The organism is Occallatibacter gabretensis, assembly GCF_001449115.1.
GTDB classification, from domain to species: Bacteria; Acidobacteriota; Terriglobia; order Terriglobales; family Acidobacteriaceae; genus Telmatobacter; species Telmatobacter gabretensis.
In genome coordinates this window covers 293,179-309,317 of sequence record NZ_LAIJ01000009.1, presented here as the reverse complement: position 1 = coordinate 309,317, position 16,139 = coordinate 293,179, and the positions used below count along the sequence as shown (strand labels likewise).

Genomic DNA, 16,139 nt, shown 5'->3' with positions numbered 1-16,139 from the left:
TCGGCATCATCTGCCAGGTGTATGGTTGCGGCTGCTTTACCCTTCGCTTTTATCCATAAAGCCCTGTCCTTATTCCCGTATCACTGCCTTGACCACCATCCCCACCGCCTCTTCCGCACTCCCCGCCACCCGCATCAACCCCCGGTTCTGCGGCTTCAGGAAGCCCTCGCGCACGGTCGTATCGAGGAAAGCCAGCAGTCCATCCCAATAACCCAGCGTGTTGATCAGGATGCACGGTTTCGCATGAATCTCAAGCTGCGCCCAGGTGATCACTTCCATCAGCTCATCCAGCGTGCCGTACCCTCCGGGCAGAATCAGAAATGCATCGGCCAGCTCCACCATCCGAGCCTTGCGCTCATGCATTGAGGAGACCGGCTCCAGCCGCGTAAGCCCCGCGTGAGCAATTTCGCGGTCTGAAAGCACCGCCGGAAGCACGCCAATTACCTCGGCTCCCTCGGCCAGCGCGGCATCCGCCACCGTGCCCATGAGGCCGCAGTTAGCGCCTCCATAAATGAGCCCCAGACCAGCAGCGGCAATCGCCTTACCCAGCGCCGCAGCTTCGGCGCGAAAGGCGGGGTTGTGGCCCATGGCGGAAGCGCAGTAAACAGCAACGCGACCCCGAACAGGCTGTGGAACGGATCGAGCAGAGAACTGGCTGAGCTTAGGATCTGTCATTCCCCCTCAGGATACCCGCTCACTCCTTCACTCGTTTCCACACCCACAAACGCCCGTCATCCTGACCGTAGGCGTTTTTCAGCCGGAGGGAAGGACCTGCTTCTGTCTTTCGTCCTTCGTCACTCGTCCTTCGTCCTTAGTTACCAAAGTCCATTGTCCTTTCGTACCGTGCCGCCCCTCCAGAAACTTTGCGTGCAATTAGCCCCATTTCTGTCACACTCATAATCAGCAGAGAAAAAACTATGGCCCGAACCCACCATGGATTCGGGCCGTAGTCACTATCGGTAGGCCAAGGGCACCCCCTCCCCCCTGGTTTTGGAGATCAGGTAACTATGTCTATTGCACAAAGAGTAAACATCTCACTCCACAGGCCGCGCCATGCTTCGAAGCATCTACCCAGAGCGACAGTTCACAAATAAAAAGGAAAAAATTCTTTTTTTAGGCAAATTGCACAAAAGTAACCGTCAACTATATACAAGTAGTAAACATGCAAAATATCAATTAGGTGAAACAAAATAAATGACTTACTAAGAAAATAAGCACGCCGTTCTGCAACAGAAAACAGGCATCCATACAACAGGTAAACTGTTACAAGGACTCTTCCAACGGACTGCCGCTTTGCCCTCCCTAGTTGCCAACCTGAATCCCCAGCAGCGCGAAGCTGTCGAAACCGCCGAAGGTCCACTCCTGATCCTCGCCGGCGCAGGCTCGGGCAAGACCCGTGTCATCACCAGCCGCATCGCCTGGCTGATCGAAGAAAAAGGCGTCACCCCGGACTCAATCCTCGCCGTAACCTTCACCAACAAGGCCGCCTCCGAAATGGGCGAGCGCGTGGAGCGGCTGATGGGCCACGCAAGCCTGGCCAAACCACTCATCTCCACCTTTCACTCACTCTGCGTCCGCATCCTCCGCCGCGACATCGAAGCCCTGCAGGTAAACGGCCAGGGCCTCACGCGCACCTTCGCCATCTATGACGAAAACGACCAGCAGAACATCGTCAAGCAGGTCATGCGCCGCATGGGTCTCGACACCAAGCAGCTCACGCCGCGCGCAGTGCTCGGCAAAATCTCCTGGGCCAAGAACCACATGGTCGACCCGCAGGAGTTTTATCTCGAATCCAAGGACGCAAACTCCGAGCGCATCGCCCACATCTACCGCCAGTACAAAGACGAGCTAAAAAAGAACAACGCCCTCGACTTCGACGATCTCCTGCTCGAAGCCGCACGGCTGCTCAAAGTCTCCGAAGCGACACGCGAGCGCTACCAGCGCAGGTATCGCTATCTTCTGGTCGACGAGTATCAGGACACCAATCGCCCGCAATATGAGCTGATGAAGCTCCTCGCCGGCGAAGCAAAGAACGTTTGCGCCGTAGGCGACGAAGATCAAAGCATCTACTCCTGGCGCGGTGCGGACATCCGCAACATCCTGGAGTTTGAAAAGGATTTTCCCAACGCCAAAATAGTCCGCCTCGAACAGAATTATCGCTCCACGCAAACGATCCTCGAAGCAGCCGGCGCAGTCGTAGCCAACAACCTCCGCCGTAAAGGCAAGAAGCTCTGGACAGACCGCCAGGGCGGCTCGTTAATCGGATACTACGAAGCTCCAGACGGCGAAAACGAAGCACTCTTTATAGCCGACCGCATCCAGAAGTTTCTGCGCGAAACCAGCGCCGAAGGCGAGCAAGGCAAGTGCGCAGTCCTCTATCGCACCAACTCGCAGTCGCGCCTTATAGAAGAGGCACTGCGGCGCTATAACGTGCGCTACACCATGGTCGGCGGCTTCAGCTTTTATGATCGCGCGGAAATCAAGGACATGATGGGCTACCTACGTCTGGTGGCGAACCCGCATGACTCCATGGCGTTGCAGCGAGTCATCAATGTCCCGGCGCGCGGCATCGGTGCAACCACGCTGGCCACGCTGGAGCGGCTGGCGCTTGAGACAAACACATCCACCTGGGAAGCAATCTCCGCGGCAATCAAAAACAAGCTCATCCCCACCCGCGCGTTGATGGCGCTTGAGAGCTTTCAACAATTGATGGTGGACGCGCAGGCCATGATGGACCCGGATTTCGCAGGCAAGCTCTCCGCTGATGTAGACGCAGCGGAAACCGGCGAAGACAATACGGATTTTTCATTCGGCGCAGAAACATCGAGCGATGAGAGCACCGACTTCAGCTTTGGCGATAACGATGATGCAGACTCCGCGCAGATGCAGCTGCTGGATTTTTCCAGCTTCTCGCCGTTTGCGGCGTCAGAGAAGAAGGCCGAACCGAAGAAGGCATTTTTAAAGATTCCAAAGCAGACTGAGACCGCCTCAGAAGCGGATCAAAGCGCAAAACGGCAGGAGCCGTTTCGGGCGCCGGGCGATGCGGCTACACTGCCCGAGCTGATCCGCTTCGTGATCGATCGCTCCGGATACATCAAGGCTCTTGAGACGGAAGGATCGCCAGAGGCCATCAGCCGGATTGAAAACCTGAAGGAACTCGCAAACGCGGCACATGACGCCGAAGTTCGCGGCGAGACGCTGGCTGAATTTCTGGACCACGCCGCGCTGGCCTCGGACGCGGATCAGTTCGATCCCGAAGCGCGTGTGACGCTGATGACGCTGCACGCGGCCAAGGGCCTGGAGTTCCCGCTGGTCTTTCTTGCCGGTATGGAGATGGGACTCTTCCCGCACTCGCGCACGCTCAATAATCCTGAGGAGCTTGAGGAAGAACGGCGGCTCTGCTATGTAGGTATGACCCGGGCCATGAACACGCTGGTGCTGACGCGCGCAGTTTACCGCCGCCGCTACGGCAACGACGCGCCGGAGCAGAGCATTCCTTCCCAATTCCTCGAAGAGATTCCGCCGCCGCTGATGGAGAACATGAGCCCGCGCCGGCAAGCGTCGACGGGCTATCGATCTGGATTCGGCGCCGGCCGCCGCAATGACGAAAATGAATTCGGCGACCAGCACTTCGATTACGAGAATGAAAATCAAGAGAGGCCCAAGCTTACCTACAGCTATGGCAACAGCAGCAACGCCAGTCCAAAAAGCAAAAGCGCCGGAGCACCGCCAGATACAGGCTCTCTGGACAACATCGCTCGATTCTTTGGCGGCAAAGGCGGTGGGGCGAAACCGGGCGGCTATGTGCGGCCGTCAATGGATCTGCCCGATCCCACAGGCGCAGCAGGCCTGAAGAAGGGCCAACGCGTGCGTCACGTTAAGTACGGCGAGGGCACTGTGCTCATGCGCGAAGGCGAAGGAGAAGACGCCAAGCTCACCGTGATGTTCGCGCGCCACGGCATGAAGAAGCTGATGGAGAAGTTCGCCAATCTCGAAAAGTTGTAAGGCCTATTCCACGGTGACGGACTTTGCCAGATTTCTCGGCTGATCCACGTCCGCGCCGCGGCGCACAGCAATGTAGTACGCCAGCAACTGCAACGGAACCACTTCGAGGATCGGCGCAAGCAACTCCGGAGCTGGAGGAATAAAAATCGTCTGCTCCACAAGCGAGCCAATCGTCGAATCGCCCTCTGTGGCAATCGCAATCACGCGGCCTGAGCGCGCCGTGACCTCCTGAATGTTTGAGAGCGTCTTTTCATAGCGCAGCTTCGATGCAGGATCAGTCTCATCGCGCGTAACCAGCACGACAACCGGCAGCGTCTCATCGATCAGCGCATTCGGCCCATGCTTCATCTCACCTGCCGGATAGCCTTCAGCGTGAATGTAGGAGATTTCCTTGAGCTTCAGCGCGCCTTCCAGCGCGATAGGAAAGTGGACACCGCGTCCGAGATAGAGAAAATCACGCGCATTCGAGAAATTTACGGCGAGCTTCTCGCATTGGTCTGACGCCGAGCGCAGGATCTCTTCAATTTTTGCGGGAACTTTGATCAACTCTTCCATCAGCGCAACCGATTGCGCCTTGTCGAGATGGCCACGCAACTGCCCAAGCTTCAGCGCCAGTAAAAAGAGCGCGGTAAGCTGCGAACTAAATGCTTTTGTAGACGCGACGCCGATCTCTGGCCCCGCATGCGTGTAGATAACGCCATGAGCCTCACGCGCCACCATCGCACCCACCACGTTGCAGATAGCGATGGTCTTCGATCCCATCGCCTTCATCTCGCGTTGCGCTGCAAGCGTGTCTGCGGTCTCGCCGGATTGTGTAATCAGCAGGCCCAGCGCGGCTGGATCGGGAATGGGATTGCGGTAGCGATATTCGCTGGCGTAGTCCACATCCACCGGCAGACGTGCCAAACGCTCAATCATGTATTTGCCGGCCAGTGCGGCGTGCCAGCTCGTCCCGCAGGCTGCAATATTGATGCTGGCAGCGCGGGCCAACTCCTCGTCCCCTAGATCCATCTCGCCGAGAAACACCTTGCCGGAATCAAGCGAGATGCGGCCCAGCGTCGTATCGCGGATGGCACGCGGCTGCTCCCAGATTTCCTTGAGCATGAAGTGTTTGTAGCCGCCCTTTTCCGCCTGAATTGGATCCCAATGAATGCGCGTCAGCTCACGCTTTACCGGGTTGCCATCGAAGTCAGTAAACGTAACACCTTGCCGCGTAAGGATCGCCATGTCGCCATCGGCCAGGAAGACCATATTGCGCGTGTAATGCAGAATCCCCGGCACGTCGGATGCAATAAACGACTCGCCCTCGCCCACCCCAACCACCACCGGGGGGCCCGACCGCGCTGCGACAATCTTGTCCGGCTCTGCGGCAGAAAGAACGCCCAGAGCAAAGGCGCCAGTGAGTAGCTTGACTGCGCGCTGCACTGCGCCCTCCAGCTTCAGCGGAGCGCCCGCGTCTTCCGAGTCCTTCTGGATCTGCTCAATCAGGTGCGCGATGATTTCGGTATCCGTCTCCGTAACGAACTTGTGGCCAAGCGCGGTAAGCTCTCGCTTCAGCTCCAGGTAATTTTCAACAATTCCGTTATGAACAACCACAATGCGGCCCGTGCAGTCGCGATGCGGATGGGCATTCTCTTCGGTAGGCCGTCCATGCGTGGCCCAACGCGTGTGGCCAATGCCATAGGTCCCATCAAGAGGATGATCTTTGAGAACAGCCTCTAGGTTCTGCAGCTTGCCGGGAGCCCGGCAGACTTCCAGCAGCGCGGATTCAGGGCTGCCCACGGCAATTCCTGCCGAGTCATAGCCCCGATATTCCAGGCGCCGCAAGCCTTCCACAATGACAGGGACAACCTTACGAGGGCCTACGTAGCCGACGATTCCGCACATGGCTCGATTGTATGGGACGGTTTTAGTGCAAAAATGAACGCATCAAGGTGAGCGCGGGAACGCCCGCGCTTATTCCTCTATCCGATAGGTAAACTCTTCAATAATCGGGTTCGTCAGCACGTCGCGGGCAATCTTTTCCACTTGCTCGCGCGCCTGGTCGCCAGACAGGCCGCTTTCTAGATCCAGTACAAAGTATTTGCCCTGGCGGACGCCCTCTACCTTGTCGTAGCCGATCTTGCGGAGGGCATTCTGGATGGTCTGGCCCTGCGGATCCAGGACCGAAGTCTTCAACGTAACGTAGACATGCGCCTTCATCATCCCTGATTATAGTAGTTAAGCTGCATTTACAGGTGGTCCGCAAAAAACAGCACGCTGTTTATCTCGGAATTTTCTAATTGCTATGGATCTGCATCTAAAAGGATACAGAACTGCCATTTTCAACATTTCAATATGTCTGCCCCTGCGGACCGGGTTCAAAGAGAGAATAGGAGAAAGAAGATATGGTTAATTACCTCGAGTTGCCGATCGGCGACCGCTTCCCTGAGGTATTTCGTGCGGTTATCGAGATCCCCAAGGAAGGGACGCAGAAGTTCGAGTACGACAAGGAGCTTCACGTCTTCAAGCTCGATCGCAATCTGCACTCGCCCGTCCACTACCCCGGAGATTATGGCTTTATCCCGTCCACGCTGAGCGAGGACGGCGATCCGTTGGATGTGGTGGTGCTGGTGCCCGGCCCCAGTTTTCCCGGCTGCGTGCAGGAGGTTCGCCCCATCGGCGTGCTGGAAATGCTCGACCAGGGCGTTCCCGACGAAAAGGTGCTGGCGGTGGGCAAAAATAACCCGCGCTATTCCAATGTGTGGAATTACACCGACATATATCCGCACATGCTCAAGGAGATCACGCATTTCTTCTCGATCTACAAGGATCTGGAACTCAAGCGCGTCGAGATTAAGGGATGGCAGGATGCTGCTCATGCGCGTGACAAGGTCATTGAATGCGCACGTCGCTTTGAAGAAAATGCCGCGCGCAAAGACGCTGCTGGGGCATCGGCCGACAAGCCGCCTAAGGCTACAAAGTAAGGCTCAAATAATATAAGCCGTTCTGTGGGCCAGACCATGGTCCCGCAGAACGGCGTTCTCTTTTGTATGAAATTATTCCGTTGCAGTAGCCGCCGCAGGAATCTCCTTGCTCCGCCCGGCTCGCGGCGTGGCAAAACGGTATAGCAACGGCCCCAGCAGCGCCACCAGTAGCGAGAAGAGCAGTGCTGAAATCGAGCTGCCGCCTAGCTTCACCTCATCTGCTCGCGAAGCATAGAGCGCATAAACCATCAGCGCCGCAGGCCCCACACCCAGCACGCACGCGCAGGTCAGGTTGCCGGCTTTGAATGGTCGTGCCAGTCCGGGCTCGCGAAGTCGCAGCACCACCAGCGCCACAAACTCCAATAGCAAACTCGTTCCATACAGCACAATGTCGATGGTGATGAGTTTTTCAAACGGCAGCTTGAGCGCAAGCGCCCACGCCAGGCCGCACAGAATCACGCTCACCCACGGCACGCCGCGGCGATTGCGGCAGGCCACGATACGTGGCAGCATACGGTCCTCGGCCATTGCCATCGGCAGCCGCGAATAGCTCATGACCAGCGCGTTGAACATGCCCACGCCGGTGATCACTCCGCCCGCCGCCACGGCCCAGCCTAGCCACGGTCCGCCAATCTGCGCTGCCGCTGAAATCCAGTCTCCGGTCTCGAAGTTGCTCACCGCAAGCCCGGCCAGTGCCATCGCCGCAAGCGGCAGGATGTACGTCGTCGTCACCAACACCGTGGATACAATCATCGCCCGCGGGTATACCTGCTGTGGATTGTGAACCTCCTGCGCGACGGTAGAGGCATTATCCCAGCCCATGTAATTCCACATCGCCACCAGCACAGCCGTTGAAAGCGCCGTGCTCGACGTCGGTCCGCTCCACTGCACCGCCGGCTGCAGTGTAAAGCCGTGCCAGAAGCCGAGCGCAACAAAGATCACAAAGGGTGAGAGCAGCAGGAGGGACATCCACATCGAGCCGTCGCCCACGGCCGGCGCACCCCATAGATTCCAGATGCAGCACAACGCCACGATAGTCAGCGACCAGGCCCAACCCCGCCAGCCCACCGTCAGCGCCGGATTGAACTTGCCAAGGTACTCCACCGCAAATGCCGGATAGATGGCCATGTCGAAGACGCTCGCAGAAAGGGAAAGCCATCCTTCCTGGTAGCCCCAGAACGGTCCCAGCGCCCGCCGCACCCAGATATAAAATCCGCCGTCTGCTGGAATCGCACTCGCCAGTTCTCCGATCATCAGCGCAGTCGGCAGACTCCAGACAATCGGCAGCAGCAGCAGAATCAGAATCGCTCGTGAAAAGCCTGCACCACCCAGAATGTCCTCAATGGCGTAAGGCCCTCCTGACACCATAAAGAAGGTGGCCGCAACAAGCGGAAGCAGGTGCATTTTCCGGCGAGTCGGCGGAGAGGTGAAGCGCATGAATGTGAATCTAACAAGAATTTCAATACGCACAAAGCAGTAAAGTGGCTTGTTGGAAAAATTTTCCGCGCTCTAAAACATCTCTCGATAACCCCGCCCTCGGCACAGCTGGCAGAGATGATCTCCGCGCCCCTGGCAATCAAGGCATCGAATCTGGCCGGTGCCATTGCAATACACGCACAGACTCCCAGAGGCTTCTCCGTTCCCGCTGCACCGCACGCACTTAAGCTGGCCGTTTGAAGAGCAACGAAGGCAAGGGGACCGTCCAGTGGCACTGCATCGATGACACTCATGCCGGGAGAACATGGCGAGTCCTCATATCCTTTTTGGGCTTTTTGTTTGCAGCTTTTTGGGTAGGGAATCACTCTATCATCACAAGAGGAATTCATTTGTAAAAAATCCAATTTCGCGTGGCCTGCGCCGCGTGACCAGCAAAATACGCCGGAATTGGTCAATTTCGATGGCAGAATCCCGTATCAGTTATAATGAGCTGAATAGCCGGAGAGATGGCCGAGTGGCTGAAGGCGGCGGTTTGCTAAACCGTTGTAGGGTCAAAAGCTCTACCGGGGGTTCGAATCCCCCTCTCTCCGCCAGTTTCTTTCCAGTGAGGTCTGTAAGAGTCCAGAGACTTCGCTAATTCTTAGAAAATAAAGAGAATCTGTCCATAATCTACCATCTATAGTTCCCTGGCCAAGCCATTCATCCTGAATAAGCCTCCCGTTTTACAGGTTGGGCGGAGAAGACGCGCATGTGCTCGACCTCGTGCAGATAGTCCTGCCGCGTAGCCTCCTGCGCTAGCTGTGTGAAACGCAGCTAGAGCAACCCAGATCGTTAAGTCAATATTGTTGGTAATTCGCAATTGGAGTTATCCAGGGCGCACTGTAATTTGCTACGTAAACACGGCTGAAAACCGGGTCTATCGCCACTGCATATGGGTGGCGCCCTGCATTCAAATTATCGATCACTTTATTTCTCGCTCCGTCAATGACGGTAACGCTGTTTCCGAGGACATTCGCCACATAGATACGGTTGGATTTCGAATCGACCGCTATGCCCTGTGGGTGTCGTCCGACGGGCAAAGTTGCAATCACCTTCCTTGCCCGCAGATCAACTATGCTCAGAGTCTCATCACCATAATTGACCACGTAAAGTTTGTGCGCGACTGAATCAATGGCCAGTGCGCAAGGGAGTTTGCCGACGGGAATGCTGCTGACCACGTGCGTTTTTTCATCCAGCGCTACCAATTCGGCCGTTGCCGTATGCGCTAGAAACAATGTGGAAGATGACTCGTCAAAAACCATGCCCCAGATGTGTGGACCTACGGCAACTTTAGTGACGGTGCGTGCCATTTCATCCAAAATGCGTATGTTCGGATCTTCGTAGGTGGTTAGAAAGACCGTGCTCGTAGCTGGATCGACAATAACGCCATCGGCATTGCCTACCTTAAGTAGGTGTGCCGCATTCGATGTGCCGTCAATTTCAGTTACTGTGCCACTATAGGTGTGGGTTACGTAGATTCGATTGCTTGCTTCGTCTACGGCCAGCATATAAGGAAGCGGGTCGCTTTTAACAGTTGCGATTACAACATCGCTTGTGCCATCGATGACACTGACTGAAGCGCTGCCGTCGTTGGCAACATAAACTCGATTGGTGATGTGATTGATTGCGATGGCAATAGGTTCGCTACCAACTTTTACGATGTGCACAGTATTCGTTGTGGCGTCAACCACTGTGATAGATCCTGTGCCTTCATTCACTGAGTAAATCTTGTGCGTGGAGGGGTTGCACGCAACAGCAGCGCTGGTAATTAGGCGCCCCCACGCAGAACTCTCTTCATCACACCATGCGGAAAGCGGCGATGTCACAAACAACAAGGCGGCAATAAGAATGGTGCCACAAAGAACTCTCGGGAAAAAAGGTGAAATGCGCGGAATCATATTGTCGTCTGTCCCCAATGGAACTATATTATTAACAATTAGAAAGTCCGGTGTCGAGAAGAATCTGCAGCTCGCCGGATGAGAAAGGCCCTCATGATTCGGCGCATGCAATTGTTCTGCGGCATTGTTTTCTTTGGTCTGTGTATAGCATCGGGTTTCGGCCAGACAAAGACGTTTCGTGTTCTTGCTTTTTACTCAACTAACGTGGAGCAGGATCATGTTGATTTTGCCACGCAGGCGATTCCCTTTTTTGAATCTATGGCGAGGCGCGATCATTTCACTTTTGTGGCGACGTCCAACTGGAACGACTTGAATCCCGCAACGCTGAAAGACTACCAGGTGGTGGTGTGGCTCAATGAATTTCCTGCAACGCAGGGGGAACGCAAAGCATTTTCGGATTATATGGAACATGGCGGAGCATGGATGGGTTTCCATGTAGCAGGCTGGATGGACAGCCGCGAAACATGGCCGTGGTTTGCGGACTTTTTAGGAACGATGTTCTCTGGCAACAGTTGGCCACCGATGCCAGCCACGCTAATGATCGACGACCAGAACCATCCGGTAACGAGAGGGATGCCGAAGAGCTTTATATCTCCTGATAATGAGTGGTATAGCTGGCAGCCAAGCCCGCGCAACAATCCGAACATCAAAATTCTGATGACACTTGCGCCGTCGAACTATCCTCTGGGATTTAAGGATACGCTGGCCGGAGGGGATGTCCCGGTTGCGTGGACGAACAATAAATATAAAATGATTTACGCAAATATGGGCCATGGAGCCAAAATACTGAGCGATAAAACGCAGAATCTATTCTTTGAAAATGCTTTGTTATGGCTAGGCGGGCGGAATTGATTGCGTCTAATCCCACATTACAGTTTGAATTAGTGGACCATTATAAATGGATGTTGGCTATGGAAACGATTTACTGCCATCAACTCCTTCCTCTTGAGCCAGCCTTTTCGGATCGACATGTAGCTCTCGGAAAGTCTCACGTAGTTTTTCTTTCAGATCTTTATACTTTTGATATTGCGCAACCTCACGCTTCGCTTCATCATCTCGGCCAAGGCGCTTATAGACGGTTGCGAGACGAAAGTGAATGTTGGCATTTGTTGGGTCCATTTGTGCCGCGTGCGTTAGCAGCTTTTCGGACATCTCAATTTCATTTACTGAAAATAAAAGCTTGCCAAGGTCGTAACACGCCTCGGGGTCATCTGGCTGCAGTGCGACGGCCTGCGTGTAAAGAGCCAATGCGGTTTTCTGGTCGTGATTGCGCTCAGCAATAGCGCCAAGGCGCAATTGGGTCTTTTCGTCCAAGGGATTTTGCTTAAGCGCCAGCTCGTACTGCGATTTTATTTCTGCGTCATTTTCTGACATAGAAGCATTCAACAATTCAGCCAGTTCAAAATGAACACCCTGTATATTCGGATCAAGCCGTAACGCTTCCCGCTCATCGCGAATAGCTGCAGGGGTATCGCCGCGACGGGCCGCTTCGTGGGACATCAACTGATACATCAAAGCAGAATGAGGAGCAATGAGTGCTAGGTTCATCGCATCCTCACGGGCCATGTCAGAATGAACACGATAGGCCGTATAGATAATCTGCTGGTTTTCCGGATCAAGAGCGCGCAGAGTGCTGACAATAGCGGAGGCCTTGTCCATTTCTTCTGCGCTTGTATACAACTCAACTAATTCGAGGCCGGCTTCGATGCGGATCTTCTGATCCTGCAGTTGTGTAAAGGAAGCTTCCAGATCTGTGCGAGCTGTCTGAGGCTTCCCAGTGCGCCGCTCAGCCATACCTAATAGAGCCTGAAGTTTCCAGAGATCGGGCTTGCGCTGAAGTGCACTATGAAGGTTTGGTATAGCGCCGGCGTAGTCTCCGTGAAAGAAAAGCAGGACGCCCAGGTTGCCTAGAGCATCGATATTCGATGGGTCGAGCGCGAGAATGGCGCGGAATTCCGGGATTGCTGCGTCAGGCCTGTTCTCGTTCAAAAACTTATGTGCTTCACTTAAGTGAGTTTGAATCTGGCTCTGCGTATCGGGAGCCAATTGGCAGAAACCAGAAGGCACAGAGGAAAATGACAATAGACCCAGCAACACAACGGAGATGCATTTGCAAATCATGTAGAGATCGTATCGCGCACCAAAGGTAACTTGAAGCAGGAAAAAGAAAGGGCAGCAAGGATCGCCGCCCTCCCCGAGGATGTGAGGTTAGAAGCTAATGTGAGCGCTTATCTGCATGGAGCGGCCGCCAACCACAGTGTTGTTGATAGTACCGGCCCCCTGCGGACGTAGCGGTGTGGACAGATTCACCGGATCGTTGAAGTTGCCATCGGGTGTTCCGAGGGAAGTGTGGTTGAATACATTATTTGCGTCCGCGCGTAACTGCAGGACAGACTTTTCGAACAGATGGAATTCTTTGCCCATCGACATGTTTTGTGTATTAACAGCAGGCTCACGAAGAGAGTTCCGCTGCGAGTCTCCGAATGTTCCATTGGCAGCAATGACATAAGCGGTCGGGTCAAACCACTCATTCATGCTCTTTGAAAAGCCACTTTGCGGAGACCGCAGAACATTCGGATACCAACTGCCTGCTTGCGAATAAGAGTTGTTTGGCCCGTTGTAGGTGGCAGTAAATGCGTTACCTGTCTGGTCGATCAGAATCGCCGAGACCTGCCAGCCCCCAATGGCGGCGTCAAGCAGGCGATTCTTGTTTGCCCACCTTCTCCCGATACCAAAAGGAAGTTGATAGACAACACTGGTCTTCAGTGAATCTTTAATATCGAAGTTGGAAGGTGCGTAGCTGCTCCCCGGATCGTGGAAATTCTGGAAGTTAACATTCCCTCCCTGCCCGTTGAAAGGAGAAACGTCCATATCATTCATGAATTTCGACCAGGTAAAGGCAGCCGAGAAAGCGATGCCGCTGGTAAGGCGCTTCTTCAGCTGCGCCTGGAGTGAATGATAGTTGGAGAGGGCATTGAACGTGCTGCCCCCAATAGATTGATACTGCGGATATGGACGGCCGGTTGGATTGTCATTAGGCGAAAGCTCCCCAACGGGCACCTGATTAATGTCACCCTTGAACTGCAGGTTGGTTCCATACTTGCCGACGTAGGCAACTTCCGAAGTGATGCCATATCGGAACTCATGCTCCACGCTGAGCGACCATGAGTAGAGCCGGGTAAGCGGGGTGTGGTATGGATCGTAGTTCGGGGTGTTCTGGCCGTTGTATGCGGTTGGATCCTGCGAAGCATTCACATACGGCAGCGGTGTACTCGTTCCATAAAGGACTCCTGGACCTGAGAGTGTGGTGATCGGAGTGATGCCGTTTGTTTCATCCGTTGCGTTGCCGGATTGTCCATATCCAATACCCTTGGCATTGCCATACTGGTCCACGCTCCAAGGACTGGTGTAAACGCCCACTCCGCCACGAAGAACTGTGTTCTGATGCACCGTGTAGGCAAAGCCAAAACGCGGCAGGATGCCGGTGTAGACATTCGCTTGAGCTTGCGAACGATGATTCGCCGGAGCAAACCACATCGCGCCATAGCTATCGGAAAGAGTGTTATAGATGGTCGGATCGAAGTCGCCCATGCGGTTCTGAACTTCCTTCCAGCCTTCTTGAATCTGATAGCGAAGCCCCAAATTCACAGTTAACGTGGGAGTCACTTTGTAGTCGTCCTGGATGAAGACCTGCGGGCTCTTCTGACGGCCTCCAAAGAGCTGAGAGTTATTGGCGCCCCAGCTCTGGACATCGCCGAGCAGGAAGTCTGCCCATCCCGCGCCCGACCCGCTCGCCGCCAGACTTGCCTGAGTGTAAACGCCGGAGAAGCTATAGTCACCCGCATCCACGTTGCCCCATGATGTCGAGTTGTCCTCAAGCATGATCAGCTCGCCGCCAAAGTGGAGAACGTGTTTGCCACGGATCAATGTAACTACATCGGAAGGCTGATATACGTTCTGCGCGTAGATTGTATTGGTGCCCGCATAGGGAGAATCGCAGCAGATATTACCCGTAATGTTGATGTTTGGGAAGATATTCGCCTTGGCATACTGCATTCCAAGATTTGCTGGAATGTTCAATCCAAGAGAGTACGGAGTGAGAAAGCTTCCCTGGCGGTTGAAGCTGAAACGGAATTCATTGACGAACGTGGAGCTGAACGACCAAACATCGGAGGTCTGGCTTGAGTAGTCCGAGGTGTCGTCGTGATAACAGGCTACCGGGCAGTTCCACTCCGAATATACCGGCGAATTGGCGTCTCGTACTGCAATGGACGAGGTCAGACGATTATTGCTGTTGAAGTCATAGTCAATGCGGCCATAAATACGCGTGGACGGATAGGGAGTGGGAACAACATAGTAATAATCGCCATTGACCCCATTAATAGTGGGCTGGTTGGGCGTCTGAAAATACTGCAGAATATTCTTGGCAACGGAGTCAACCCTGTTTGCGGGAATGACATTATTCTGCGCGAAGGGAAAACGACACATCTGTCCATCCACTGTTGTTTGAGTGGCCGGGTCAAAGATCTGTCCCTGGTAAACGACGTTGCCGGTGCAAGGATTCGTAATGTTGTTGCCATTTGAATCGGTCACGGGCAGGGGGGTACCATTTTGGTCGAGCGGCATCAATTGCGTGAGATCAAACTGACCGTTGGATGTGTTGACCCCTTTAAGCTGATCGGTAGGCATCGATGCGAAACCGGTATAGTTCTGATTGTCTATAGACTTGTCGTAATTGAAGTAGAAGAACAGGTGTTTGCGTAAAATGGGCCCGCCAACGGAACCGCCAAACTGGTTGAACTTTAACGGTGGCACAGGTTGGGTAGGGTCCTGAAAATAGCTTCTGGCGTCGAGTGCATCATTTTGAAAGTGTTCATAGAGCGAGCCATGAAACTGATTCGTCCCGCCCTTGGTGATCTGATTGAATACCGCTCCACCAATGCCATATTGGGCTGAGAAGTTAGAATCCTGAATTTGCACTTCGGCAACAGTATCAAAGGTGTCGGTTTCCACATCCGCGCTATGTGGGTTTGTAACCGAGCCCCCATCCGAAAGGAAGTTGCCGCTATAAGGCTGACCGCCATTCAAGGAAACAGCGGCGCCCGGATTGGTGACACCGTTGGCTGAAGACGCTCCCGCGCTGCCCGGCAGCAGAATAGTGAAATTCGCCCAGTCCTGACCAACCTGCGGCAACTCCTCCATAGTCTTCTCGTCAAACGTCGTGGACTGCTCGCCGCTCTCTGTGTGGATCAGCGCAGCCTCATCTGCCGTGACTGTAACTTCTTGCTTCGCGCTGCCAACGTGCAGTTTGCCATTGAGAGTAATGGCTCCGACATCGAGAGTGATGGGCCCCAGCACCAGAGTTTCGAAGCCCGGCGCTGTGATGGTGATCGTATAGTTTCCGTGAGGTGTGGAAACGGTATCATAAAGGCCGCTCTTATTTGTGGCGAAATGCTTCTCCTCGCCAGTGGCGACATTAGCAACCGTGATTTTGGCGTTCGGAATCACTGCGCCCGAAGGATCCATGACGGTGCCGCGAATCTCCCCTGTTGCCGAGCTTTGCGCACGCCCCAACGTCCCCATGTATAACGCCAAACAGCAAACTGCCGAACAGGCCCAAAATATACGGCGCATGCGTACTCGTCCTCTCTGAATGAATTCCATAGTTGGCCTCTTTTTCTGTCCGGTTCATTGAAAGATTGCAATCCTCACAGAAGCCCGGAACCTCGCGCGAAAGAAACTCGTAGACTTCCTTCGTAACGATTAGTTACTATGTACTCTCACTTGAGTGTGA

The 16,139-nt window shown here is 54.4% G+C and carries 10 protein-coding genes and 1 tRNA gene; 4 read left to right on the top strand and 7 right to left on the bottom strand.

What is annotated here, in order from left to right:
* Positions 1–69: 69 nt before the first annotated feature.
* Positions 70–675 (bottom strand): LOG family protein, encoded by a 606-nt coding sequence (locus VO84_RS07630; RefSeq protein ID WP_058187016.1) that lies wholly within the window; start codon positions 673–675, stop codon positions 70–72.
* A gap of 618 nt (positions 676–1,293) precedes the next feature.
* Between VO84_RS07630 and VO84_RS07625 the strand changes: the two genes are divergently transcribed.
* Positions 1,294–4,005, top strand: a complete 2,712-nt coding sequence (locus VO84_RS07625; protein WP_157439788.1) for an ATP-dependent helicase — start codon at positions 1,294–1,296, stop codon at positions 4,003–4,005.
* A gap of 3 nt (positions 4,006–4,008) precedes the next feature.
* Here the strand turns inward: VO84_RS07625 and glmS are convergent, their stop codons facing one another.
* Both glmS and purS read right to left on the bottom strand, forming a co-directional pair.
* On the bottom strand, positions 4,009–5,892 hold the full coding sequence (gene glmS / locus VO84_RS07620; RefSeq protein ID WP_058187014.1) for a glutamine--fructose-6-phosphate transaminase (isomerizing): 1,884 nt from the start codon (positions 5,890–5,892) through the stop codon (positions 4,009–4,011).
* Positions 5,893–5,961: 69 nt separating this feature from the next.
* Positions 5,962–6,210, bottom strand: a complete 249-nt coding sequence (purS, locus tag VO84_RS07615; RefSeq protein ID WP_331458398.1) for a phosphoribosylformylglycinamidine synthase subunit PurS — start codon at positions 6,208–6,210, stop codon at positions 5,962–5,964.
* Between the two features lie 182 nt (positions 6,211–6,392).
* On the opposite strand from purS, the gene VO84_RS07610 reads away from it, so the two are divergent.
* Positions 6,393–6,971, top strand: coding sequence for an inorganic diphosphatase (locus VO84_RS07610; RefSeq protein ID WP_058187010.1), 579 nt, complete (start codon positions 6,393–6,395; stop codon positions 6,969–6,971).
* Positions 6,972–7,043: 72 nt separating this feature from the next.
* On the opposite strand, the gene VO84_RS07605 is transcribed toward VO84_RS07610, so the two are convergent.
* Entirely contained in the window at positions 7,044–8,375 is a 1,332-nt protein-coding gene (locus tag VO84_RS07605) for an APC family permease (protein ID WP_157439787.1), read from the bottom strand.
* A gap of 533 nt (positions 8,376–8,908) precedes the next feature.
* Here VO84_RS07605 and VO84_RS07600 point away from each other — a divergent pair.
* Positions 8,909–9,001: transfer RNA gene (locus tag VO84_RS07600), tRNA-Ser, on the top strand.
* A 243-nt stretch (positions 9,002–9,244) separates the two neighbouring features.
* On the opposite strand, the gene VO84_RS07595 is transcribed toward VO84_RS07600, so the two are convergent.
* Positions 9,245–10,345, bottom strand: a complete 1,101-nt coding sequence (locus tag VO84_RS07595; protein WP_058187006.1) for a YncE family protein — start codon at positions 10,343–10,345, stop codon at positions 9,245–9,247.
* A 93-nt stretch (positions 10,346–10,438) separates the two neighbouring features.
* Here VO84_RS07595 and VO84_RS07590 point away from each other — a divergent pair, with 93 nt between their 5' ends.
* Entirely contained in the window at positions 10,439–11,197 is a 759-nt protein-coding gene (locus VO84_RS07590) for a ThuA domain-containing protein (RefSeq protein ID WP_058187004.1), read from the top strand.
* 57 nt (positions 11,198–11,254) lie between these two features.
* Here VO84_RS07590 and VO84_RS07585 read toward each other — a convergent pair whose 3' ends face one another.
* Both VO84_RS07585 and VO84_RS07580 read right to left on the bottom strand, forming a co-directional pair.
* The gene (locus VO84_RS07585) at positions 11,255–12,466 is read right to left on the bottom strand and encodes a tetratricopeptide repeat protein (protein ID WP_082661822.1); all 1,212 of its coding nucleotides are present in this window, start codon (positions 12,464–12,466) and stop codon (positions 11,255–11,257) included.
* A gap of 87 nt (positions 12,467–12,553) precedes the next feature.
* Complete coding sequence (locus tag VO84_RS07580; RefSeq protein ID WP_197413948.1) at positions 12,554–15,928, bottom strand: TonB-dependent receptor; 3,375 nt, start codon at positions 15,926–15,928, stop codon at positions 12,554–12,556.
* Positions 15,929–16,139 lie beyond the last annotated feature (211 nt).

Coding starts and splice junctions, on each gene's coding strand:
- VO84_RS07630 (WP_058187016.1), bottom strand. CDS start 675: ATGACAGATCCTAAGCTCAGCCAGTTCTCTGCTCGATCCGTTCCACAG.
- glmS (WP_058187014.1), bottom strand. CDS start 5,892: ATGTGCGGAATCGTCGGCTACGTAGGCCCTCGTAAGGTTGTCCCTGTC.
- purS (WP_331458398.1), bottom strand. CDS start 6,210: ATGATGAAGGCGCATGTCTACGTTACGTTGAAGACTTCGGTCCTGGAT.
- VO84_RS07610 (WP_058187010.1), top strand. CDS start 6,393: ATGGTTAATTACCTCGAGTTGCCGATCGGCGACCGCTTCCCTGAGGTA.
- VO84_RS07605 (WP_157439787.1), bottom strand. CDS start 8,375: ATGCACCTGCTTCCGCTTGTTGCGGCCACCTTCTTTATGGTGTCAGGA.
- VO84_RS07595 (WP_058187006.1), bottom strand. CDS start 10,345: ATGATTCCGCGCATTTCACCTTTTTTCCCGAGAGTTCTTTGTGGCACC.
- VO84_RS07590 (WP_058187004.1), top strand. CDS start 10,439: ATGATTCGGCGCATGCAATTGTTCTGCGGCATTGTTTTCTTTGGTCTG.
- VO84_RS07585 (WP_082661822.1), bottom strand. CDS start 12,466: ATGATTTGCAAATGCATCTCCGTTGTGTTGCTGGGTCTATTGTCATTT.
- VO84_RS07580 (WP_197413948.1), bottom strand. CDS start 15,928: ATGGGGACGTTGGGGCGTGCGCAAAGCTCGGCAACAGGGGAGATTCGC.